This is a genomic window from Streptomyces sp. NPDC019531, from assembly GCF_044903305.1.
GTDB lineage: Bacteria > Actinomycetota > Actinomycetes > Streptomycetales > Streptomycetaceae > Streptomyces.
Window position 1 is genome coordinate 1 of the sequence record NZ_JBJDQL010000044.1, and the last position, 23,069, is coordinate 23,069.

The following is a 23,069-nucleotide window of genomic DNA, read 5'->3' on the forward strand; positions in this document are numbered from 1 at the left end:
TCCGGGGCCGGCAGCGCCCGGCGGTCCACCTTCCCGTTCGGGTTCAGCGGCAGCCCCTCCAGCACCACAAACGCCGCGGGCACCATGTAGTCCGGCACCCGCTCACACACCCACCCCCGCACCACATCCACACTCACGCCGCCGGTACCGCCGTCACCCTCGCAACCGGCGCCGGGTGTGACATAGGCGACCAGGCATTTGTCCTGTTCCCGGCCCTCACGGACCACGACCGAGACCTGCCCCACCCCCGGACAACCCGCCAGCACCGACTCGATCTCCCCCAGCTCGATCCGAAACCCACGGACCTTCACCTGGTCGTCGACCCGTCCCACGAACTCCAGATTCCCATCCGCACGCCACCGCACCACATCACCCGTGCGATACATCCGTGCCCCGGGCGGACCGAACGGATCGGCCACGAACCGCTCGGCAGTCAACCCCGCACGATTCCAGTACCCACGCGCCAGGTGACCGCCGGCGATATAGGCCTCTCCCGCGACTCCCACCGGCACCGGGCACAATGCCGCGTCCAGCACATAGACCTGGTAGTTCCACATCGGACGACCGACCGGGGGCGGCTGCTCACCTGTCAGCGGCTCACTCAGAGTCGCCCCGACAGTGGTTTCGGTAGCACCCCAGGTGTTGATCAGCTTCGCTTGCTCCGACCAGAACGAGATCACATCAGCTGGAGGAGTCTCGCCACCCGTGATCACCATTTCCAAGTCAGGTAGCTCTACCTTCGGCATGCTGGAGAACACCGAGGGCGGAATCATGGCGTGCGTGATCCGCTCCGTGCGCAGCACTTCTGCCAGTTCCTCGCCGGCAAGCGGCTTGGCGGGGACAACCAGGCAGCCACCCGACATCAAGGCGAGACACACTTCATTGACGGCAACGTCGAAGCTGAGCGAGACCAGCTGTAGAACCCGGCTGCCGATACCCACACCGTAGCGACGAGCATGGTTCTCGACCAGATTGTTCATTCCGGAATGCGGGATCACGACAGCTTTCGGCCGACCAGTGGAGCCGGAGGTGTAGATGATGTAAGCGGGGTTCCCCGCCTCAAGTGGAAGCAGTCTGTCCGTGTCGGTCAGATTCGTCGCCGAGTTGGTCTCGATTTCCATCGCGATGCCGGCATCGCCGAGCAGTACTACGGACATGTCCGTACCCGCGACATCGAGCACAGAGCGGCCCGCACCCGTTGTCGTGAGGACAAGGACCGGCTGCACGTCGTGGAGCATGAACTCGATGCGGGACGGTGGATAATCCGGATTGACCGGCAGATACGCTCCACCCGCTTTGAGTACGGCGAGGATCGCCACGACCATGTCGGCAGAGCGTGGTAGCGCCAGCCCCACGAATTGCTCCGGCCCTACGCCCTGCTTCACCAGGTACCGGGCCAGCTGGTTCGCCCGCGCGTTCAGCTGCGCGTACGACACGCCGATACCGTCACACTCCACCGCTGTCGCATCCGGTGTGCGGGCCACCTGCTCCTCGAACAGCACCGGCCACGTGACCTCCGGCAGGGACAGGCCCGTGTCGTTCCACTCCACCAGCAGCCGCTCCCGCTCACCGGGCAGCAGCACATCCACGTCACTGACCGGCCGGGAAGGATCGCCGGACACCATGGTCTCCAAGACGCGCAGAAAGCGCTGTTCCAACAGGGACAACGTAGCGTCGTCGCAGATCTCGGCCGGTGCCTGGAAGCCGATCTCCCATCCGGTACCGTCCTGGCGATCAAATACGTAGATCGCCAGATCCTCAACCATGCGGCGGGAAATATTGTGAGTCGACGAGTCATGGCCGGCGAACGTCAGGCCGTAACGGAACGGCAGAATGTTGATGACCGGTGTGAAAGCCGCCCTAGCGCCGGGCGGCAGCCCGCGATCCCGTTGTATGTCCTCGCCGCGGTACCGCTGGTGTGCCCGCATCTCGTCGACGTCATCCGCGATCTGTCGCACGAGTTCAGCGATGGTCGTGTCCGGACGGATCCCAACCCTCAGCGGCACCATGTTGGCCACCATGCCGGGTACATCGGCGACCGCCTTGTCCTGCCGGGCGCTGACCGGTACCCCGACGACCACCTCCCGCGCATCAGTCAGGCGCTGGGTGAACAGACAGGTCGCAGCGATCAGGACCCGGGACCACCGTGTGTCGGTGGATTGCGCGAGCCGGCGTACGTCATCCGACCAGGAAGCCGGCACAACACACGTGTGGAATAGGCGCCTTTGCGGTATGTCGGCGGACCCGGGCAGCAGCCGCGCGGCATCCGGGATGTCGGTCAGGTAGCTCGTCCAGTACGCCCGGTCACGCTCGAACTGCTCGGATTCCCGATACGCGACATCGCTGGCGACAAGGTCACGCAGCGTGCGGTGTGACGCGGGGTGGTACTCGGTGTGCTGTTCGAGAGCGGTGTAGGCCTCTGCCACGCGTCGGGCGATGACAGCGAAACCGGCCCCGTCCAGCACGATGTGATGGCAGCTCTGATACCACACGAATCGGTCGGCGGCCAGTTTGAGCAGGGCATAGCTGAACAATGGACCGTGGGTCAGATCCATCGGCCGCTCGACGTCGGCTGCCATCCACTCGAGTGCGGCTGCCTCGGGATTGGCAGCCTCGCTGACGTCGACGTACGGCATTGACCACGCCTGTGGCGGCTGGAGAACCTGCTGAGGCCCGCTGTCGTCGGCCACGAAGCGGACATGCAGCGCCTCGACACTGTCAACCACCTGCCGAAGCGCGGCCTCGAAGAGAGCAGGGTCGACCGGTCCGCGAATGTCTGTGTACTCGCCAATCGTGTGCAGGTGATTGCCGGCGGGCAGGAGCTGATGCGCAAACCAGATTTCCCGCTGGCCCGCCGTCAATGGAAGAGCTGTGAAATCGCTACCAGACAACGTAGTCCTCCAATTTACCAACAGGTGGAGCAGAAGGTTCCGCACAGGCGTGTCAGGCAAAGGCTTCAGAAACAGGCCTCAGGAACAGGCTTCAGGAAGTCGAATACGAACTGGCTGCTGCCAGAAACATGTCGTTGTCGGTCGAGGCGCCGACGGTCACCCGTATTCCCTCACCCGAGACCGGCCGCACCAACACGTTGTGTTCCATGCAGTGCTTCGCGAATCTCGTCGCATCCTGCGCGAGGGGCAACCACAAGAAGTTGCCTTGCGACGGCACGACTTCGTAGCCGGCTGCGCCCAGCACCGTCAGCATCCGGCTGCGCTCCTGGTCCACGTCGCGGCGTCGCAATGCCAGTTCGCCCTCGGCGCTCAGACTGACGACGGCGGCGGCTTCCGCCAACGCGCTGACGGTGAACGGCAGCTGTACTTCATGCACGGCGGCCACCACGGCGGGGGCTGCCACGCAGTAGCCGACCCGCAGGCCGGCGAGGCCGTATGCCTTGGAGAACGTCCGGAGGCTGACGACGTTACCGAACTCGCTGTCCTCGCCGGCGAGGCCGACGCCGTCGAGGCTGTCCGGGTCCCCGACGAACTCGTGGTACGCCTCGTCCAGCACGACGACAACGTCTTCCGGGACCTTGTGGAGAAACCCGAGTACTTCCTCGCGGTGCACCACGGTGCCGGTCGGGTTGTTCGGATTGCAGATGACCACCATACGGGTCGATGGAGTGATCGCGGCCAGCATCGCGTCCAGGTCGTGCGCCTGCCCCGCCGTCAGCCGGACCGGCCGCGGCTCGGCACCGACGATCCTGGCGAGCAAGGGATAACCTTCGAAAGAAGGCCAGCCGTACACGACGTTGCTCGGGCCGCGGCACACCGACTGCATCAGGTGTTGTAACAGCATCCCGGAGCCGGCGCCGACGGCCACGCGTTCGGGGGCGACGCCCAGGTGACTGGCCAGGGCCTGCGTCAAGGCTGCCGGCCTGATGGACGGGTACCTGTTCAGGGCCGGGATTCCGGCATCGACCGCCGCGGCCACTGCCGGCAACGGCGGGAACGCGAGTTCGTTGTTGGCCAGGTTGACCGTGTGTGCCACGGCTGCCTTCGACGTGCCGGGCAGCCCTGCCGGGTTCGGACGACCGATGTGCGTCACTGCTCGCTCATCTCCGTGCCTTCCCGTACCAGTTCGAAGAGGACACCACCGGCGAGGCTGCCGATCTGATGTGTCGCGGCACAGGTCCACCCGGTCTGGACGAAGGCTGTCTGCCACTCGTCCCCGGTTGGCAGGTAGGTGTCCATGAGGGAGTGCCCGAGCTCGAAGGCGAGGGTGAAGACGGGTATGTCGTCGTCCGGCAGGCCGGCGGAACGGACGTTGTCACCGATCAGGAGTGTGCGAGCGCGGGGGAACACGGTCTGCAGATGGCGCAGTATGGAAACACAGCGCTGCATCGGCCAGAGGTCGTGTCCCATCATGAAACAGGTCACCAACTCCACCTCGGCCAGTTCGGGCCGGGCGTCCAGCTCACACACATCGGCTTCGACGAATTCGAGCCGGTCGTCCAGGCCGGCCTTCTCGGCTTCGGTCCGGGCCATCCGCAGTGCCGACTGCGCGATGTCGATGCCGATGCCTCGCGCCTTGGGGTTTCGTTCAAGAATCTGCATCAGCCGTTTGCCGCTGCCGGAACCGAGATCGGCCACCACCTCGGGAACGAATTCGAGCCGGTCCATCGCCGACCAGAAGACGGGGTCGAAGAACGTCGCGTTGGCTTCCCGTGACGCGAAGCCGACGGCCTCCATGTCCCGCTGGTAGTAGTCGCCGACGCGGTTGGTGTTGCGCAGCAGGTTCGGCATCTGGGCGAACAGCGAGCTCGATCCTCTGGCCAGCCAGTGGAACAGCGGCTTGGCAAGGTACGCCTCGTCGAAGTTCGGACCGGTCGTCACCGTGTCGCCGTCGCGCTGCACGACCCCCACGGATGCCAGGGCGATGAACATGCCCTTAGTGGACTGCTTGTGCAGATCGTGCCGTGCCGCGAAGTCGGCGGCATCCAGGCTGCCGCCGCCACGCAGTTCGGACAGCGCGCCAAGTTCCCAGGCCGCGGCTATCGCGGATGCAGCGACAGCAGAATTGAAGATCTGTGCCGTCGCACGTCGAGCGCGCGGATCTGATTCTTGTGGTGTCACCATTTCCTCCGTCTGTCGCCAGGCCGGTAATCGATGTGCCGTCAGTGCATCTGCGCGAGATAGGCGTGCTGGCTGGGCAGCGTCAAAGGCGAAGTAGTAGGCACGTCCGGGGGTCAAGTGCCCCTTCGGCGGACCTCGCGATAGAGGGGCCTCGTGGCTGCACCGGCAGCAGGGTTGAGGTCAATTCCCTCTGAGTCTCAGCGAATTCGTACTGGGCGTAATGCGTCGGCATTGTCTGCCACCGCCATGCTTCAGCCGCCTTCCGTGAGGGCGTTGAAGACGCCATCAGCCAACGGGTACGGCGGCCGCTGGTCCTGGTTCGTGTGTGTCCGGGAAATCCAGCACCAACCCGCCTACGCGCTCGCGGACATTGCCTCGCGCAGGCTCTTCGGGCGCATGTCAGTCCAGTTTGCTTCGATGTGGTCGATGCAGTCCTGACGTGACCTACTCTCCAGTGCGACACGCCAGCCCGCCGGCACTTCGGCAAAAGCGGGCCACAACGAGTACTGTTCCTCGTCGTTCATCAGCACCATATAGGGCGCGTCGTCTTGTTCGAAGGGATTCGACACGATAATCAACGCCTTCCTGACGGCCACCAAACGAGGCTGGCACGATCGGGCAGAATCGAAACGCGATCAACCTTGCCAATGTTGAAAATCCGCAGAATCATGCTTCCCCCTCAACTATTTCGAGGTTACGAAGCCGAGAACAGGGATGTCAATACTTCACCCAATCGAAACGGAACATTCTGGTTCCGACTGCGGTTCTCCATCGAGGACGCCATTCGGCGACCAGAACGAGGCCGATCGCGACCTGGTACTTGAGTATGTTGTTCATCCGTCGGCGGCAGCACCGCCACCTATAGAGATGCTCTTGGCGGGCACTTGGTTTCATCAGAACGGCCGCGGTTTTCCCGGCTTCAGCGATAAGAGACCGGCCTTGAGAAATCGCCCCGAACTACCGGACTGACCAACGTCGGTCGAACGCCAAATCCCCAGCGATCCTGTCCGTGGGTGGGCGAATGGGCCACCTCTATGTGGTGGTGGAACATGAGAGCATCGCGACAGCGTCAACCGCCGTACCACCAGCCGTAGCTGCGCTAGTACTCCAGCCGCAGATCTTCGAGTTGGTGAAAGAACCCGATTGCTTCGCGCTCGGTGGAAGTGTCAGGCATGCTCCGCAGGCCGCTGTTCCGCATCACGCCTCCGAGGCAGTGACCGCTTCCGATCAGACGCGATCGGCTGCTCAGGAATTGAGGCTGTAATGCTAGGTCGGTGCTCAGGGTCTTCGAAAGCGACCCGCCAACTCCGAGACCCGCTGATCGAGCCCGGTCAATTCCAAGCCACGAGGCACCTGACCACGGGGCCCGGACCGGATCCTTCGCCTCGGCCGGTGGCGCGGGCGCCTCGGCCGGTGGCGCGGGCGCCTCGGCCGCGGGCAACCCGTACCCCTCGTCCAGCAACGTCCGCTCGTCCAAGGGAAGTTCCCGAGAGCGCCTGCTGGACCCGCTCTTTGTCGGTCGCCTTGGTCCAGGTGCCGTTCACCACTGCGAGCGTTGCTCGCGGAGTTGGCCACGGCGCGGGCCACGCTCATGAAGCGGTCGATACCGACGATCAAGCGGATGCCCTCCACCAGGGCCGGCTTGGGCGCCTGCGGACTGTCGGCCAGGACGGCCATGCCGGGGCCCGTGACACCGGACGCCCCCTTGGACGCGATCACAACGAAGAGCAGGAGGGTGGTCTGCTGGCCGATGCCCATCGGCCGACTCATCGCGTCAGCGGTGCACAGCGACGCCGTGGTCAGGCAGATCAGCGTGCTGCCCATGTTGAGGGCGTGGCCGGTCGGGATGGTGAGACCCACGGCGCTACGGCTGACACCCGTGTGCGACAGCTCCGCGACGACCCGCGGCATGGCGGGCTCGGACGACGAGGTCGACACGATCGGCGGGAACGTCCGGCCCTGGTTCAGCGACCTGAAAAGGCTGACACGCGCCACCAGCCGCATCAGTCTGCCCAACACCCCCACGACGAAGACCAGGCAGGTGATGGCGAGCAGGATCGCGGCAAGCGTCCAGAGGCCATCGAGTCCGGTCACGCCGACGACTGCCGCCACGATCGCGCCGGCGGGGGCCGCCCACCTGATCACGAAGGGGATGCGTAAGACCAGGGCCTGGATGTGCTCGACGCCGCGCAGCACGGGCTCACCGCCCCGGACCATCGCCTGCGACGCAAAGCCGACGAACAGCGAGACCAGCAGCGTCTGGAGCAGGACGCCGTCGGTGAAGGCGGAGACCATCGTGGTCGGGATGATGCCGAGCATGAAGTCCACGAGGGCCGTGTGGCCCTCCTTCGCCGCGGCCTGACCGACACCCATCACCGAATCGCCCAGCTGCATGCCCTCATCGGGGTGGATCACATTGCCCACCACCAGACCGATGCTCAGCGCCATGATGGACTGGCGCATGAAGTAGGCGAGCGCCCTGCCGCCGACCCCGCTGACCTTCACGACCTTCCGGACGGAACCCCACGCCCAGTACGACGGGGCATAAGAGTACGATCACGCAGAAGCTGGCCGATGAGATCATCGTCCTGATCAGGTTCACAGAGCCTGTGCCGATCGGCCTCAGCTCCAACGCCACGTCCGGCCGGATCATGCCGACGGCGACGGCGAGATTGCGAGTACGGTCCCGTCTGACGACAGGCGCCACCGGTGTTCTGGACACGGGAGTGCCTCCTTGACAACGTCATCGTCGTGCGCGGTGGTGCCGAGAAGGGGCTCTCAAGGCGTGCGGCTCACGTCCTGGATCCTGGAACGCGACTATGGCGCACGCTGCGAGCAAACTCATCCTTTCGGTCATTGAGTTCAGGCCTGTCGTTCCTTGGGCTCAGGCCTGCATGACGCGTCGGACGCGCTCCACGTGCCTCCCCCGCGCGCGGCTGCCGGTCCGCACCGCCCGGGCGTTGAGCGCTGTCCAGGAGGCGGGTGCGGGACCGTCACTGACCGCGTCGGACCTGCTCGCCGTGTACGTCGTGCTCGTCCAGCCTGAACCGGCCATCGAAACCGGTCGTCCGAGCAGGCCGGTCGCCGCTTGTCATCCCTTCAGTGCCACCGGGATCCGGTCCAGCACCGGGAACGGGACCAGGCCGTAGTGGTAGAAGTCCACGGCATCGGCCCCTGCGGCGATGGCCGCCGACGCCTTGGCCGCCAGGTGCTCGGCGGAGTCCGTGTCCGGCATCCCTGGACGCAGTACCGCGCGCAGGGAGCAGCCGTCCGCGAGGGCGGCCCGGTAGCCGGTGAGGTCGGCCGCGATCCGGTCCGGGTCCCGCGCGTAGGCCAGCACCGCGTAGCCGGGGACGACGGCGCTGAGCGCGGCCGGGTCGACTCCGGTCCGCCAGGCATCGTCCACGGCGAGCGCGCCCGTCGGTCGGCCGTCCGCGTAGCCCTTGACCGCTCCGGTCAGATCGAGGAAGACCAGCCGCGAGCCCTCGGCGGCCACCCCCTCGGCCACGGCCCCGGCGAGCGAGGTGACGGTGGCGGTACGGGTGGCGACGTACGCGGCGACGGCCTCGGGGAGCTCACCTTCCGACGGGTCCGCGCCGTCCAGCACCCGGCCGACCAGCCGTGCCGCCTCGGCGCGGGCCGCGGCCGCGTCCGAACCCGCCGACTCGGCGTTGCCCGCGCAGTGCGAGCAGAAGCACAGGCCCAGCAGGAAGTCCTCCAGTGGGCCCAGCGGGACGAAGCTGCGCTCGTGGTGGTAGCCGTGGCCGAAAGTGCCGTAGTGCAGGGACTCGGCGACCACCGCGTCCACGCCCAGCCGGGCCACCGAGCGGGCCAGCGCCACGGCGTACGCCCGCACGTCGGGGTGGGCCGGGCACAGGTCGGCCGGGGCGGCCCGGTCCCCGAAACAGTTCCGCTGGGTGACGTCGGGGTGGGCGAGACCGAGGGTGGTGTTGTGCAGGAACACGGTCCAGCCGTGCAGCGCGGTGCCCCGCTCGGCCGTCAGCCGCCGCACCTCGCGCAGTGGTTCCTCCTCGGCGCCCGTCTGCACCGGCGGAACCAGCGGCAGCCCGTCGAACAGGACGGCCGGCGGGACGAAGTGGGCGCCGTCGCGGCGCAGTGTGACCCGCGCCGGTCCGTGCGGGGTGACATCGCGGGCGCGGTGGTAGGCGGCGGCCACGGTGAGGGTGTCGCAGCCGTAGGTGCCGAGGACCCGGTCCAGGACGGCGGCGGTGCCCTCGGCACGCAGGTCCTCGACGAAGGCGTACACGGACGCGGTGGACGTTTCCATGCTGATGCTCCTTGGTGGGGTCAGTGGCCCTTGTTCCGTGCCCGGGAGGAGCCGAGGACGTGGGAGATCTCAAGACCGGTCCGGACGACCATGGGGCCTACCTCGCGGACTCGCGCCGGAGTCATCCGGGTGGTGAGACCGGAGACGCTGACCGCGCCGATCGCCGCGTCGGTGTGGTCGAAGACGGGCGCGGCGACACATCGCACCTCCGGCTCGTTCTCGCGGTCGTCGATGGCATAGCCCTGCCGGCGGACCCGGTCGAGTTCGAAGCGCAGCCGCTGCGGGTCGGTGGTGGTGTGCGGGGTGACCGGCGGCATCCCGGCGGCGACCACGACGCGGATCTCCTCCTCGCCCAGCCAGGCGAGGATGGCCTTGCCGACGGCGGTGCGGTAGGCAGGGACCCGGCTGCCGACCCGGGAGGCCATGCGGACGTTGGTCTCGTTCTCGACCTTGTCGATGTAGATGACGTCCGGCGGCTCGTACACCACCAGATGGCAGGTCTCGCCGACCGCGTGCTGGAGCAGTCGCAGCGGCTCCGTCGCCACGGTCCGCAGGTCGAGCGAGGAGAGATAGACCTGGCCGAGCCGCAGCGTGCCGTGCCCGAGCCGGAACCATCCCGTCTCGCGGTCGCGGACCAGCAGGTCGGCCTCCATGAGCGGGGCGGCCAGCCGCAGCACCGTGCTCTTGTTGATGCCGAGTTCCTCGGCGAGCCGGGTGAGCGAGATGCCCCGGCCGGGGCCGGCGTGGTCGCGGATGTACTCCAGGACGGTGAGCGCGCGGCGCAGCGACGAGGACTGGTTGCGGCGAACCGGCGGCGTGGAGGGTGTGGAAGCGGCGGTCATGTCGTACTCCTCGGCATCAGTCCGCGGGCCACGGTGTCGCGGGCGGCGGCGAGATGGCGCCCGGCGCGGGCGAGCGAGACCTCGTGGTGGCCGGGGAAGAGCGCGTCGACGTCGAGCGTGGCCAGCGTGGCCAGACTGGCCGCGTAAGCGGGCACCCGGCAGTCGTGCAGATTCTGCAGTGAGATACGGCCTCCGGTGAAGAGGCAGTCGCCGGAGAAAAGCGCCCGGTAGCCGGGAGTGCGCAGGTGGTAGCACATATGTCCGTCGGCGTGGCCGGGTGTCGCGACGGCCCGCAGCACCACCCCGCCACCGAGGTCGATCTCCTCGCCGTCGCCGATGGCCGCGACCGTCGGACAGGGCGCGAAGGCATAGTCGTCCGGGTACGCCCCGGCGGCCTTCCCCCGGTCCAGGCTGATCCCGCGCTCGTCCCCCGCCGCGATCCACGGCACGGCCTCCGCCCCGGCCAGCACCCGTAGTCCCGGCCACCGCTCGGCGAGTGCGGCGGCCCCGCCCGCGTGATCGGCGTGGCCGTGGGTGAGCAGCAGATGGCCCGGCGGCTCCGCGAGGCCGAGCGTCGTGCGTCCCGCTCCCGCGTCGATCAAGGCACTGTGCCGACCGCCTCGTACGAGATACACATGACAGTCCAGCGGATCGGAGAGATCGAACCCGTCCGCCCCGCTGGCCACGAGCGTGACGTGCTCGGTCAGCCGCACGACGTCCCCTCCGGTTCCTGCGGCGATGCCTGCCCGACGGTCGCTCACGAGCATCCCCCTACCGTCCCGCGCAGTGCCGCTACGACGATCCGCGCGGCCAGCGCCACCTCCGCGAGGTCCACCGACTCCGCCGCCGCGTGCGCGTCAGTCACCGAGCCGGGCCCGAAGACCACGGACGGGATCCCGGCGCGGGCGAGCTTGCTGGCGTCCGTCCCGAAGGGCATGCCCCGCACGGCGGACGGGCGGCCGTGGTCGGCCAGGGCCCCGCACAGGGCGGTGACGATCGCCGCGTCCGCCTGGGTGTCCAGCGCCGGGTCGACTGTGAACGGCGGGTCCGCCTCCGCGCCCAGCCCGGCCAGTTCCGCCCGCTCCTGCCGCCATACGGCGTCCAGGTCCTCGCCGGGCAGCGTGCGGCGGTCGACGTCCACCTCGCAGGTACCGGGAATGGTGTTGGGCCCCGTGCCGCCCCGCACCCGGGTGACCGAGCGGGTGGCGGGCCCGAGCAGGGGATGCGCGGGGACGGCGGGAGGGGTGGCCGCGAGATGGGCGATGACCGGCGCCATCAGCGCGATGGCGTTCACCGCCTCCTCGGGCCGCGAACTGTGCCCGGCCCGCCCCGTCGTGCGCACGGTGTAGCGCACCACCCCCTTGTGCGCGACCGCCGGCACCAGCCCGGTCGGCTCACCGACGAGTGCCCCCACGACCCGCCGGTCCGCCAGCGTGTCCAGCAGACGCAGTACGCCCCGGTAGGCGTGCTCCTCGTCGCACACGCCCGCGAGCACCACGGTGCACGGCGGCGGCTCCCCGGCGGCGAGTTCGACGAGGGCCAGCAGGAACGCGGTCAGCGGCCCCTTGGCGTCACAAGCGCCCCGCCCGTACAGCACCCCGCCCCGCATCTCACCGCCGTACGGATCGACGCTCATCCCGTCCGTCTCGACCGTGTCCAGATGCGACTCCAGTACGACGGTTCCGGGACCGCGTCCCGGTACGACGGCCACGACGTTGTGCCGGCCCGGCAGCACCTCATGCAGTCGGGCCGGCACCCCGTGCCCCGCCAGCCAGTCCCGCACGTACACGGCGACCGCCGTCTCACCCCCGTCGCCCGCCCCCTCACGGGGGTTGACGCTGGGAATGCCCAACAGGTCCCGCAGCAGGGCCTCCGGTTCGATCATGTACGGCGCTCCCTCGCGTAGACCAGCAGCAGCCCGATGATCAGCACGCCGAGGACGACCTGCCGTACCCCCTCCGAAAGGTTCCAGGAGGTCAGCAGCGCGGTCAGCAGAGTGAGCAGCAGGGTGCCGCCGACCGTGCCGAGGAGGTGGCCGCGTCCGCCGAGGATGGAGGTGCCGCCGAGGACCACGGAGGCGATGGACAGCAACTGGTAGGGATTGCCCATGGTCAGCGAGCTGGTGCCGGTGAAACCGAGCAGCACCAGACCGGCCGCCCCGGCCAGCAGCGCACAAGCCGTGTAGGAGATGAACGCGGTGGTCGCGACCGGGACTCCGGACGCCCGGGCGGCGTCCTCGCCGGCGCCCAGCGCGAAGGCGTACCGGCCGGCGCGGGAGCGGTGCAGCAGCCAGAAGGCTGCCGCCGTGACCGCCAGCCACAGCACGAACGCCCAGGGCACGCCGAGGAGCCTGCCGTTGGCGAGCGAGTCCAGCAGCGGCACCCGCGCCGAGCTGGGCGAACCGTCCGTGTACACGAGCAGCGCGCCGGAGAGGACCGTGCCGGTGGCGAGGGTCATCACCATCGGCGGCACCCGCAGCCACACCACGCCGACCGCGTTCACCGCGCCCACGAGCGCGCTCAGCGCCAGCGCCGCGGTGATGCCCGTGGCACCGCCGCCCGTCCCGGAGGCGACCTTGGCGCACACCACCGCCGACAGGGCGACCACTCCCGACACCGACAGGTCGATGCCGCTCATCATGACGACGAGCGTCTGCCCCACCGCGACGATGCCCAGGAAGGACGCCGTCAGTACGAGATAGCGGAAGCTGGAGACGCTGTCGAAGCCGTCCGCGAACAGGATCGCCGCGAGCCAGGTCACCCCGAGCACGCCGAACGCCCAGGCCGCGCGGCTGCCTCGCAGCGCGGCCATCGGTACGAGGGCGCTCATATGCCCGCCTCCTTCGTGACGTACGTCTTCAGGGTGAGGGCGACGATGAGGATCACGCCCTGCACGATCAGCTGGTAGAAGGGCGAGATGCCCGTGAACAGCAGCAGGTTGGTGAGCAGGCCGATGACCAGCGCGCCCAGGACCGTGCCGCGCATCCGGCCGACCCCGCCGAAGAAGCTGATGCCGCCGAGCACGGAGGCGGCGATGGAGTTGAGTGTGTAGGGGGCGCCGATCGTCGGGTCCGCCGAGCCGGTCTGGATCGCCAGGCCGATCCCGGCGAGACCGGTGAACGCGCCCGACAGGGCGTACCCCGAGATCTTCACCCCTCGGGTGTGCAGGCCGCTGGCGTAGGCGCCGTGCTCGTTGCCGCCGACGGCGTACAGCGCGAGCCCGTGCCGGGTGGTGCGCAGCAGCTTCCATGCGACGAGCACGCCCGCGACGGCCACCGCCGGGACGGCGACGCCGTTCCAGCCGTTGTTGTATGCGTTCACCAGCCCGCCCGGCACCGAGCCGCCGGGCTGGGGCAGCACCACCAGGGTGATCCCGCCCCACAGGAAGGACGCGGCGAGCGTCACGACGATGGGGGGCAGCCCGGCGTACGCGACCAGCGCCCCGTTGACCGCGCCGGCGGCGACGGCCGCGGCCAGCGCGAGCAGCGCGGCCACCGTCACTTCGCCCGCGCTGTGCGCGCCGTACGTGGCGAACACGGCCATGGCCAGGCCGAGCACCGCGCCCAGCGAGAGGTCGATCCCGCCGAGCAGCATCACGGTCGTCTGCCCCGACGCGGCCAGGATCAGCGGCAGGAACTGAGCGGACAGGATCGTGACGGACGCGGGCGTGAGCAGGCTGGAGTCGTAGTGCTGGTAGGCGACCAAGAGGACGAGCACCAGGGCCGCGAGGGCGAGGAGGTCGGTGTTGCCGCGCGCGACACCCGTGAGGCGCTCACGCATGAACCACGCTCCCGGGGTCCGTGCCGACGGTGGCCGATGTCCCCATGACCGACGCCCTGACCAGGCGTTCCTCGGTCAGCTCGGGTCCACCGAGACGCTCGACGACCGTCCCCTCGTACATGACGGCGACCTCGTCGCACAGGCCGACCAGTTCCATGGTGTCTCCGGAGGTGACGAGCACCGCGAGGCCTTCGTCGGCCAGGCGGCGCAGCAGGTGGTAGATCTCGCCCTTGGTACCGATGTCGATGCCCCGGGTCGGCTCGGCCAGTAGCAGAGCACGCGGCCCGGTCGGCAGCCACTTGGCCAGCGCGACCTTCTGCTGGTTGCCGCCGGAGAGCCGACGGGCCTCCTGCGCGGGGGAGGACGCCTTGATCCGCAGGCGCTGGATCAGGTCGTCGACGAGCGCGTTCTCGGCACCGCGCGAGACGGTGGTGAGCCGGTTCGCCGGGGCGAGGTCGCGCATGCTGGGCAGCGCCAGGTTGTCCCGCACACTGCGCACGGTGTGCACACCCTCGGTCTTGCGGTCCTCGGGGACGTAGGCGATCCGGTGCCGGATGGCGTCCCGGGGCGAGGACAGCCGTACCTGACGGCCGTCCAGGCGGACGTCCCCGGTGTGCCGGGCCAGTCCGAACAACGCCCGCAACGCCTCTCGCTGCCCCTGGCCCTGCAGCCCGCCCAGGCCGGTGATACGCCCGGGTACGAGATCGAGGTCGACACCGGAGCAGGCACGCGGGACGGTGAGCCCGCGTACCCGGAGGAGGGGCTCCCCGGCGGGGGCGGTGGCCGCCGTCCTCGCCTCGGCTTTCGCCGGGAACAGGTCCGACAGCTCCCGCCCCACCATCAGCCGTACGATGTCGTCGTGGCCGGTGTGCTCCCGTTCCCGGGTCGCCGTCACCGCCCCGTCCTTCAGGACCGTCAGCCGGTCGCTGATCGCGAACAGCTCCCCCATCCGGTGGCTCACCAGGATCACCGAGCCGCCCTGGCCGCGCAGTTCGCGGATCACCCGGAAGACTGCGGCCACCTGATCCTCGTCCAGCGCCGAGGTGGCCTCGTCGAGGATGAGCAGACGTGGTTCGCCCGCCAGCGCCTTGGCGAGTTCAACCAGTTGCTGCCGGCCCAGCGGCAGCCGTCCCACCGGGGTGCGCGGGTCGACGTCGAGGCCGACCCGCGCCAGCAGCGGCTCGGCGCGGGCCGCGAGGTCCCGGGCCCGGACCAGCCCCCGCCGGGAGGGCCAGGAACCCAGGAAGACGTTCTCCGCGACGCTCTGGTGCGGGTTGAGGCTCAGCTCCTGGTGCACGGAGCCGATCCCGGCGGCCCGGGCGCGGTGAGGAGACCACGCCCGGACCACCGGAGCGCCGTCGAAGACGACACGGCCTGTGTCGGGTGTCAGGAGCCCGGTGATGAGGGAGAGCACGGTGGACTTGCCGGCCCCGTTCTCACCGACCAGCGCCAGCACCTCCCCGGACTCCACCTCGAAACCCACGTCCGTGAGCACCCGGTTGCCCGCGAACGACTTCGACACCTTCTCCACGCTCAGCAGCGTCACGGTCGTCCTCCGCCTACTTGCCGACGAGCTTGTCGACGTCCGACTGGGCGATGTCGTTGATCGGGTACGAGTCGTCCGGCTGGCCGGGCTTGGCGTACTGAGAGAGATTGCCGTCGGTGATCTCGGGCAGCGGCACAGTGATGTCCTGGGGGACGGCCACGCCCTCCCGCTTGGCGACGGCGGCCTCCAGAGCGATCACCGAGAGATAGTTGGGCTGGGCCGTGGCGATGGAGGAGAAACCTTCCTTCTGCTTGCTCTGCCAGAGCTTCAGGAAGCCGTTGTAGTTCTCGCCGGTGATCGGGACGAGCTTCTTGTCCTGCTTGACCAGTGTCTGGAGCGCCGCCGCCGACAGCGCGCCGCCCTGCGAGAAGACACCGTCGATGTCCGCGTGCGCGGAGTAGGCGGAGGCGAAGGCCTGCGCGGCCGGGGCGAGGTTGTACTCGCTGTGCACATTGCTGACGATCTTGATGCCCGGGTACTTCTTGAAGACCGCGTCGGCTCCGGCCCACCGGTCCTCGCTCACCGCGACACCGGCCGGACCGTTCATCGCGATGATGCTGCCCTTGCCGTCCAGCTTCTTTGCCAGCCAGTTGGCCATCATCGAGCCCCAGGCCTTCTGGTCCGTGCCGACTCTGATCACCTTGGTGCTGGTGGGCAGCGAGTCGAAGGCGACGACCGTGATGCCGGCGGCGACAGCCTGCTCCAGCGCCGGGTTCAACGCGGTGGAGGAGCCGGCGTCGACGAGGATCACGTCGTACTTCTGCTGGATCATGGCGCGGATCTGCGCGATCTGCTGTGAGGCGTCGCCGTTGGCGTTGAACGTCTTGAACGCCGACACCTTGCCCGCCGACTTCAGCTTGTCCACGTCCGTCTGCAGCATCTTCAGCGTCTGCTGCATCCACGACGGGGTCAGATAGATGGTCGACCAGCCGACCTTGAGGTCCTTGGCCTGCGTGGCCGAGTCACCGGCCGAGGCCGTGTCGCTGCCCTTGCCTGCGGACTGTACGTCGCAGGCGGTGGCCCCGGCCAGCGCGCAGAGGGAGGCGGCGACCGCCACCGCACCACGTACCGAACATGCGTTCATCGAAGTTCCTCGAATCCCTCGGAGGTGCCCGGGCCGTCGTCGCCGAAGGCCCGGATGACACCGGATGACAAGAATGGATTGGGGAGGGCAGGCACCGGGTCCGCGCACGGAACATCTCTGTTCGGTCATGGGAGGACGGTTGGCCCGGTGAGGACCGGTCTGTTGAGACGGGACCGTAAGAGGTGGGGGCCACCATGCACCACTTCTGCAACACAAAATTTCGCATTGCACAACAGCGGTGCTCGAGGGACTGCGAGGAGGGGGAGCCGGGCGAAGGGCTCTGCCGCCCTCGCGGACGGGGTGCCTTTCCGGCCGTTGATCTTTTTGGCTTCGTCCCACCCCCCGCTGTCCTTGCCGACGGTCTCGGATGCCCCGTTGCTCTGCGAGTCGGCGATGGCTGACGCCGCGGGGGGTGTCTTCTCGCTGACCAGGGAGCGAAGTCGGCGGGCACGGAGTGCCATTTGATGCCCGTTGTCGACCACGTAGCGGATGCCGTCCACGATCTCCCTGCGCGCCATTTCACGGGGTGTCCGCCGGTCGGGCTCGTGCAGGCCCGGGACGGGCAGCAGGGTCCGGCCCGGGTGGGGAGTGCTACGGATGCACCGGCCGGGCCCCGGTTTCCTTGTTCTGGCGGTGGAGGTCCTGGGACAGGTCAGCGTGGTGGCCGGGCGGCCATCGCGAGGTTCGACTCGATCGCTTCATCTGGCCGGCCAGGCTGCCGGGCCATGGGCTGGTGAGGAACAGGGCCGGATGCGGGCCCATCGTGCTCGTGATCATCCGGCGGAACCGGGCGAGCTTCTCGCTGGGCCAGACCTGTTTCCATTCCTCTTCCTGCAGTTCTCCTCTTCCTGCAGTTCGGCATCGCTCGCGCGGAGGTGGTTTCCATGTGCCGGCTCCAGATCACCGGCGGTCAGCCTCGTTCGGCGCACAGGCCCCGCAGCACCGCGAGCCCGCGTCTGGTCTGCCGACGGCTGATCTCGCACTCCCCCATCAGCCGGTCAGGACCATCCCGGCGGGCGAGTTCCTCGTCCATGTCGACCTCGCCGGCCTCAGCGGCGGTCCCGATCCGGTCGAGCGTGGCCCGGCAGCGCGCGAAGTCGGCCGCCGCCCGCACCGTCGAGCTGGGCCTGCTGGCGGAACCGGACGAACTGCGCCTCCTTCACGGCGTGCCTGGGGGTGCCGTCGACCATAGCCTTCGAGGTGACCGCCGGACGGCGCAGGAAGTCGGTCGCCACCTTCGCCGTGACTCAGGAGAGACCTGCCAGCCACACCACAGTCAACGTCTTCCCAGGTCCGCCCATCCATGGAAACGAGCTGCGCCCAAGGCCGATTCGGTTCACCACCGCGGTCTTCGGCCGACTCCGCGGCTCGGGTCAGGGCCCTCCCGGATGATCGTCATCGGTCCGCCGTTCCGGTCCTCGCCCTGGCTCGAACGTCCCTTCCGCGGGTCAGGACCCGTTCCATCGTTCCAGCGTCCCGTAAGCAACGGCCGGTCTGGTTCCTGGGACGACCTTGGCCACAGCCTTGAGGCGTCGGAGCAGGCCGCACCGCCGACCGCGGTGACACCTCGCCCGGCACGTCCGTCCGAAGCGCCGGCGCCACGCGCCGCCGGACGGCCAAAACATCGGGTCCACCGTGGCCGAGAGCCGGCCGGTGCGTCGCCGGCGGGCCGGCACGGCCCGCCCATAGTTGTTCGTGCCCGCCACCCGATCCAGCTCAGCACCGCCCGGCGCACGGCCGAGAGCCAACTGCCGCTGGGAGTGCTCCCAACATCACCTCCTCCGCCGTCACCTCAGCCGACCGAGACCGATCACTCACCGGTGACCGGGCGCCTGCCTCCTCCGAGTTGCCGCCAGCCAACTCTCGGCCGCTCTCACTCGACTCTCGCCGATCCGTCGCTGTCCCGCCTCGGTCCGCTGCGTCTCAGCGGCGGGTTACCGCCCTCCGCGCGAAGTGGAGTGCGCGGGAACTTCCGGGAACTCCCAGGTAGAAGGGGGATGTACCCAGACACGACAAAGGGGCCCAACCGGGCCATAAGACCAGGCCAGAGCCCTGATGGCAGACGAGTCGGGCTGTACGCCGGGTTCTGTTCCGAGAGGGTCTCGCGACCCTCTCGGCGACGGCCATCCATCTAGGACCGGCGTTGCCGCCGGTCTCGTGCGGTCTACCCGCGGACTCGGGCGGGCAGCCCTCGAACGTCCGCGCAGAAACACCGGGGTGTTTCCTTTTGACCTTGCTCCGGGTGGGGTTTACCTAGCTGCTCAGGTCGCCCTGGGCACTGGTGGTCTCTTACACCGCCGTTTCACCCTTACCGGGAACCGAAGTCCCCGGCGGTCTGTTTTCTGTGGCACTGTCCCGCGGGTCACCCCGGGTGGCCGTTAGCCATCACCCTGCCCTGTGGAGCCCGGACGTTCCTCGGGGAGCCCTCCAAGAGGGGACTCCACGCGGCCGTCCGCCCGGCTCGTCTGCCGTGGGGACCATGTTACCGGGGACTCGCAGCAGGATGGTTCGGCGGTCACGCGTACCGGGCCCGCCGTGGCCAGGACCGAGCCCGCCAGGATCAGGGCGAAGGCCACGCCTACGGCCACCGTCAGGGGCTCGGACAGGAACAGCACCCCCGCCACCACCGCCACCGCCGGGTTGACGTACGTGATCACCGTCGCCCTCGTCGGGCCGGCCTCCTTGATCAGTTCGAGGAAGGCGACGAAGGCGATCGCCGTGCAGATCACTCCCAGTCCGGCCAGAGCTGCCAGGACGGAGGGAGAGGGGACGGAGGAAGGCCAGGTCGCCGCCGCGGCCGGGACGTACACCAGAGCTGCGAGAGCCAGGCACGGGGCCGTCAGCTGGAGGGACGGGACGTCCTTCAAATACCGCGCGGCGATCAGGGGCGCCGTCGCGTACCCCACCACCGTCACCAGCACCTCCGCCATCGACTTCGCGTCCCCGCCCGTCAGGTGCGGGACCGTCAGGACACCCACTCCGGCCAGGCCCGGCGCCAGGCCTGTCACCCGCCGCGCCCCCAGCCTCTCCGTGTCGCCGAAGAAGCGCGCCAGTACCACCCCCACGATCGGTACGCCCGCTATCAGCAGGCCCGCCGTGGAGCTGGACAGGTGCCGTTCCGCGTCCGTCAGCGTGTACCAGGGGCCCATGATCTCTATGACCGCGAAGGCCAGCATGGGGCGCCAGTGCCGACGTACCGTCTCCGTCAGGCCCCCTTGTCGGACAGCGAACGGCAGCAGGAGCAGCGCGCCCAGGGCGCAGCGTACGAACACCACCGTCGCCGCCGACAGCGGGGCGTCCACCGCCACCTTGATCATCAGGTAGGGGATGCCCCAGACCACTCCCATCAGGGAGAACAGGAACCAGCCGCGTGCAGTCATGTGGCCATCGTCGTCAGGTCAGCGGCCACTGTCTTGAACGCTGTTGCGGTACGCCGCCGGGGTCACGCCCAGCACCCTGCGGAACCAGCGTGTCAGGTGCGCCTGATCCGCGAAGCCCACCAGCCCCGCGACCTCGGCCGGCTTCAGGCCCGACGCCAGCAGTGCGCGAGCTCGGTTCACCCGGTACTGCGCCAGCCATGCGTACGGCGGCGCCCCCATAGTCGTACGGAAGGCCCTGAGGAGTTGGTAGCGGGACAGGCCCAGGTCGGCGGCGAGTTCGGACAGGGAGGGGGGTGACAGCAATTCGTCGGCCAGGCGGTCGCGTACGGCGAGGGCGATACCGTCGGCGCCCGGAACCGGGGGGCTCGCCAGGCGGGCCGTGGAGTGGCGGCAGGCCAGGGCCGTCAGGAGCCAGGGCAGGCGGGACTCCGTCTCCAACGGGTCGGGGCAGGCGCTCAGTTCGGTGTGGGCGAGACGGAGGGCCACGGCCAGTTCGGGGTCGTCGATCAGCGGCTCGCGGAAGTGCGGGAGGCCCAGGGTGCCGTCCTCCAGGAGCGACGCCTCGGCGTAGAGGGCACGGTAGGCGTAGCCGTCGGTCGGGTCGCCGGGGCCGCCCGTGTGCATCTCGCCCGGGGCCAGGACGACGATCGAGCCGGGGCCCGTGCGGATGTGGCCGCCCCGGTAGTCGATGAGCTCCGAGCCGTCCACGCACACCCCGATGGTGTACTCGTCGTGGGCGTGCGGAGCGTAGACATGGCGGTCGAAGCGGGCGGTCAGCAGGTCGAGCGGGGGGCCGCAGCGGCCCAGTCGTGCCCTCGTCCACGATGCCTGCTCCGCCACGACCCGTCCCCCTGTCCGTCGAACACAGGGTGCAACGCCGTGGTGCTCAGAGAAAGTCCGTGGTCTCCAGGTCGAAGGCGAAGGGTTCGGGGAGGGTGATCGGCTTGCCGAAGGGGCGGGTCTGGTGCTCTCGGTAGTCGTCCTTCTGCGGGTCGCTGAAGAGCGTGACCGAAGAGGCCTCGCGGTCGACGAGCAGGTACAGCGGGATGCTGCCGCGGGCGTAGCAGCGGCGCTTGGCCTCGCGGTCCGCCTTCGGCTTGGTCGACGTCACCTCCAGGACCATGGCGACGCCGTCGCAGGGCATCCAGGAACCGGCGGGCGCGAAAAGGTCGAGGTCAAGGGGTGCGAACGTGACATCCGGGACCACGTGGCTCTTCGGACAGGCCTCTCCGCTTTTCAGACGAAGGCCCTTGTTCCCCGAGAAGTCCATCTCGCTCCGGGACTGCTTGATCACCTGCCTCACAAGCCGACTGATGTACTTCTCGTGCTCCCCGTCCGGCGGCGGCGTCACAACGATCTCCCCCTCGACAAGCTCCGCCCGGAAACCCTCCGGCGTGTCCAGGGCGAGAAAGCCCTCAAGCAGGACCTCTTCCTGCGTGAGCGGCTCATGGGCCATGGCAGTCATGTCACGCCCCTCCTTCTGTCGCTCGCCAGACTGGGACATCGGAAGATCACCTGTCCGTGAGATCGGGAACCGTTCCCTCGATCGTGGCACACGATCACGGTCGCGGTCAGGATCGAGCAGTCAGGATCGAACAGTCGGGTTCAAGCAGGCGCGAAGCGCACCTTGGACGTGCCGGGGTCCGCCTGAGTGACCCGCACCCTCAGTCGCTCCCCCAGCGACAGCCCCTCCCCCTCCACCCGGCCGATCACCGCCGGCGTCTCCAGCTGTACGGTCCCCACCGTCGGCCGACGCTCCTCCAGCTCCACCACACAGCCGTCGAACACCTCCCCCACCCGGTCCTTCAGCAGCGCCGCCTCGACGAGGTCGACGCACTCCCGCTCGGCCTTCGCCGCGAGTCGACCACCCTCGGACATCTCCCGCGGCAGTCCCTCCAGAGCCGCGAGCACCCAGTCCGGTACGGCCGTCCCCGCCACCGCCGCCAGGCAGATCTCCGACGCGTACCGGTCGACCAGCCGCCGCAGCGGGGCCGTGCAGTGGGTGTACGGCGCCGCTACGGCCGCGTGCGTGGTGATGTCCGGCAGGACTCCGTCCCGGAAGGGCGTGTACCCGGCGCCCCGCAACAGCGTCGTGCACTCCTGGAGGAAGGCCGCGTGGTGCGGGACCCCCGGGTCCAGGGAACGCAGCAGCGCCGCGTACGACACATGGTGCGGCCAGTCGATGTGCAGGGCGTTCGCGGTACGGCGGAGGCGGCCGACCGCGCCGTCCGGGGCGGCGGGGAGAGTGCGGAGCACACCCGTGCCGTACGCGAGCATCAGGTCGGCGGCTGCCATGCCCGTGAGCAGGGAGATCTGGGCGTTCCAGCCGTCGGCGGGCAGCGGGGCGCGGTACGTCAGCTCGTATGTGCCGTCCCGCTCGACGATCTCCTGTTCGGGGACACGCAGGGAGATCCCGCCGCGCTCGACCTCCAGCGCCTCCCGCAGCCGGCCCACCTTCGCCAGCAATGCCAGAGGCTCCTCTGCGGCGCCGGAGTCGATCGCCCGCTGCACGCCCTCGTAGTCCAGCTTGGCCCGGCTGCGGACCAGCGCCCGGCGGACGTCGGCCGCGGTCGTACGGCCGTCAGCGTCGAGGTCGATCGTCCACAGCGCGGCCGGGCGCACCTGGTCCGGGAGCAGGCTCGCGGTGCCCTCGCTGAGCACCGGCGGATGCAACGGGATGCGGGAGTCCGGGAAGTACAGGGTCATCACCCGCCGGTGCGTCTCCGCGTCCAGTGCCGATCCGGGTACGACGAAGCGGGCGACGTCGGCGATGGCGTACCGGAGGCGGTAACCGGTGCCCCGCCGGGAGAGGTGCATGGCCTGGTCGAGGTCGGTGGAGGCGGGTGGGTCGATGGTGAAGAGGGGGACGTCGGTGGCGTCCTCGTACCCCTTCGGCGGAGGCATCCGTTCCGCCTCGGCCGTCACCTCGGGCGGGAAGTCCGACGGCACGCCGAGTTCGGTGCGCAGGGCGGTGATGGCGGCCCGTAGCGGGACGTCGGTCACGCGTATGCGGCGGCGGGGCATACAAGCGAGCGTAGGACCAGGGGCAGGATGCGGCACGCCGTACGCTGTGGCGGA

General features: G+C 69.0%; 17 protein-coding genes, 1 other RNA gene and 2 pseudogenes. All 20 read right to left on the minus strand.

Annotated features, from left to right (window positions below; translation table 11 throughout):
• On the minus strand, positions 1-2,861 hold a 2,861-nt coding region (locus ACI2L1_RS35750), incomplete at its 3' end, for an amino acid adenylation domain-containing protein (RefSeq protein WP_404743588.1).
• 121 nt (positions 2,862-2,982) lie between these two features.
• A complete protein-coding gene (locus ACI2L1_RS35755) occupies positions 2,983-4,044 on the minus strand; it encodes a histidinol-phosphate transaminase (protein ID WP_404743589.1) in 1,062 nt (353 codons plus the stop codon).
• Positions 4,041-5,189 (minus strand): class I SAM-dependent methyltransferase, encoded by a 1,149-nt coding sequence (locus tag ACI2L1_RS35760; RefSeq protein ID WP_404743590.1) that lies wholly within the window; start codon positions 5,187-5,189, stop codon positions 4,041-4,043. The genes ACI2L1_RS35755 and ACI2L1_RS35760 overlap by 4 nt, the downstream gene beginning before the upstream one ends.
• 236 nt (positions 5,190-5,425) lie before the next feature.
• Positions 5,426-5,641: an MbtH family protein gene (locus ACI2L1_RS35765; protein WP_404743659.1), complete on the minus strand. Its 216-nt coding sequence runs from the start codon at positions 5,639-5,641 to the stop codon at positions 5,426-5,428.
• Positions 5,642-6,477: 836 nt separating this feature from the next.
• Positions 6,478-7,725: pseudogene (locus tag ACI2L1_RS35770) on the minus strand (cation:dicarboxylate symporter family transporter); the annotation flags it as partial.
• Between the two features lie 438 nt (positions 7,726-8,163).
• On the minus strand, positions 8,164-9,360 hold the full coding sequence (locus tag ACI2L1_RS35775) for a hypothetical protein (RefSeq protein WP_404743591.1): 1,197 nt from the start codon (positions 9,358-9,360) through the stop codon (positions 8,164-8,166).
• A gap of 20 nt (positions 9,361-9,380) precedes the next feature.
• On the minus strand, positions 9,381-10,202 hold the full coding sequence (locus ACI2L1_RS35780) for an IclR family transcriptional regulator (protein ID WP_404743592.1): 822 nt from the start codon (positions 10,200-10,202) through the stop codon (positions 9,381-9,383).
• Positions 10,199-10,963, minus strand: a complete 765-nt coding sequence (locus ACI2L1_RS35785; protein WP_404743593.1) for an MBL fold metallo-hydrolase — start codon at positions 10,961-10,963, stop codon at positions 10,199-10,201. The genes ACI2L1_RS35780 and ACI2L1_RS35785 overlap by 4 nt, the downstream gene beginning before the upstream one ends.
• Positions 10,960-12,087, minus strand: coding sequence for a M20 family metallopeptidase (locus tag ACI2L1_RS35790; RefSeq protein ID WP_404743594.1), 1,128 nt, complete (start codon positions 12,085-12,087; stop codon positions 10,960-10,962). Before ACI2L1_RS35790 ends, ACI2L1_RS35785 begins: the two co-directional genes overlap by 4 nt.
• Positions 12,084-13,031 (minus strand): ABC transporter permease, encoded by a 948-nt coding sequence (locus ACI2L1_RS35795; protein ID WP_404743595.1) that lies wholly within the window; start codon positions 13,029-13,031, stop codon positions 12,084-12,086. The genes ACI2L1_RS35790 and ACI2L1_RS35795 overlap by 4 nt, the downstream gene beginning before the upstream one ends.
• On the minus strand, positions 13,028-13,981 hold the full coding sequence (locus ACI2L1_RS35800; RefSeq protein ID WP_404743596.1) for an ABC transporter permease: 954 nt from the start codon (positions 13,979-13,981) through the stop codon (positions 13,028-13,030). Before ACI2L1_RS35800 ends, ACI2L1_RS35795 begins: the two co-directional genes overlap by 4 nt.
• Complete coding sequence (locus tag ACI2L1_RS35805; RefSeq protein ID WP_404743597.1) at positions 13,974-15,527, minus strand: sugar ABC transporter ATP-binding protein; 1,554 nt, start codon at positions 15,525-15,527, stop codon at positions 13,974-13,976. The genes ACI2L1_RS35800 and ACI2L1_RS35805 overlap by 8 nt, the downstream gene beginning before the upstream one ends.
• A gap of 13 nt (positions 15,528-15,540) precedes the next feature.
• A complete protein-coding gene (locus ACI2L1_RS35810; RefSeq protein ID WP_404743598.1) occupies positions 15,541-16,611 on the minus strand; it encodes an ABC transporter substrate-binding protein in 1,071 nt (356 codons plus the stop codon).
• 910 nt (positions 16,612-17,521) lie between these two features.
• Positions 17,522-17,725 carry a hypothetical protein gene (locus ACI2L1_RS35815; protein WP_404743665.1) on the minus strand — a complete coding sequence of 68 codons (204 nt, stop codon included), beginning with the start codon at positions 17,723-17,725 and terminating at the stop codon, positions 17,522-17,524.
• Entirely contained in the window at positions 17,661-17,846 is a 186-nt protein-coding gene (locus tag ACI2L1_RS35820; protein ID WP_404743599.1) for a DUF6192 family protein, read from the minus strand. The genes ACI2L1_RS35815 and ACI2L1_RS35820 overlap by 65 nt, the downstream gene beginning before the upstream one ends.
• An 824-nt stretch (positions 17,847-18,670) precedes the next feature.
• Positions 18,671-19,075: RNase P RNA component class A (rnpB, locus tag ACI2L1_RS35825), an RNA gene on the minus strand.
• Between the two features lie 133 nt (positions 19,076-19,208).
• Positions 19,209-19,991 (minus strand): annotated as a pseudogene (locus ACI2L1_RS35830) (DMT family transporter); the annotation flags it as partial.
• A gap of 18 nt (positions 19,992-20,009) precedes the next feature.
• A complete protein-coding gene (locus ACI2L1_RS35835; RefSeq protein WP_404743600.1) occupies positions 20,010-20,831 on the minus strand; it encodes a helix-turn-helix domain-containing protein in 822 nt (273 codons plus the stop codon).
• Positions 20,832-20,877: 46 nt separating this feature from the next.
• Complete coding sequence (locus tag ACI2L1_RS35840) at positions 20,878-21,456, minus strand: Uma2 family endonuclease (protein ID WP_404743601.1); 579 nt, start codon at positions 21,454-21,456, stop codon at positions 20,878-20,880.
• Between the two features lie 140 nt (positions 21,457-21,596).
• Positions 21,597-23,015 carry an RNB domain-containing ribonuclease gene (locus ACI2L1_RS35845; RefSeq protein WP_404743602.1) on the minus strand — a complete coding sequence of 473 codons (1,419 nt, stop codon included), beginning with the start codon at positions 23,013-23,015 and terminating at the stop codon, positions 21,597-21,599.
• Positions 23,016-23,069 lie beyond the last annotated feature (54 nt).

Bases quoted from the DNA above. Each gene is read 5' to 3' on its own strand.
- ACI2L1_RS35775 (WP_404743591.1), bottom strand. From the start codon at position 9,360: ATGGAAACGTCCACCGCGTCCGTGTACGCCTTCGTCGAGGACCTGCGT.
- ACI2L1_RS35800 (WP_404743596.1), bottom strand. From the start codon at position 13,981: ATGCGTGAGCGCCTCACGGGTGTCGCGCGCGGCAACACCGACCTCCTC.
- ACI2L1_RS35790 (WP_404743594.1), bottom strand. From the start codon at position 12,087: ATGATCGAACCGGAGGCCCTGCTGCGGGACCTGTTGGGCATTCCCAGC.
- ACI2L1_RS35810 (WP_404743598.1), bottom strand. From the start codon at position 16,611: ATGAACGCATGTTCGGTACGTGGTGCGGTGGCGGTCGCCGCCTCCCTC.
- ACI2L1_RS35795 (WP_404743595.1), bottom strand. From the start codon at position 13,031: ATGAGCGCCCTCGTACCGATGGCCGCGCTGCGAGGCAGCCGCGCGGCC.
- ACI2L1_RS35840 (WP_404743601.1), bottom strand. From the start codon at position 21,456: ATGACTGCCATGGCCCATGAGCCGCTCACGCAGGAAGAGGTCCTGCTT.
- ACI2L1_RS35780 (WP_404743592.1), bottom strand. From the start codon at position 10,202: ATGACCGCCGCTTCCACACCCTCCACGCCGCCGGTTCGCCGCAACCAG.
- ACI2L1_RS35845 (WP_404743602.1), bottom strand. From the start codon at position 23,015: ATGCCCCGCCGCCGCATACGCGTGACCGACGTCCCGCTACGGGCCGCC.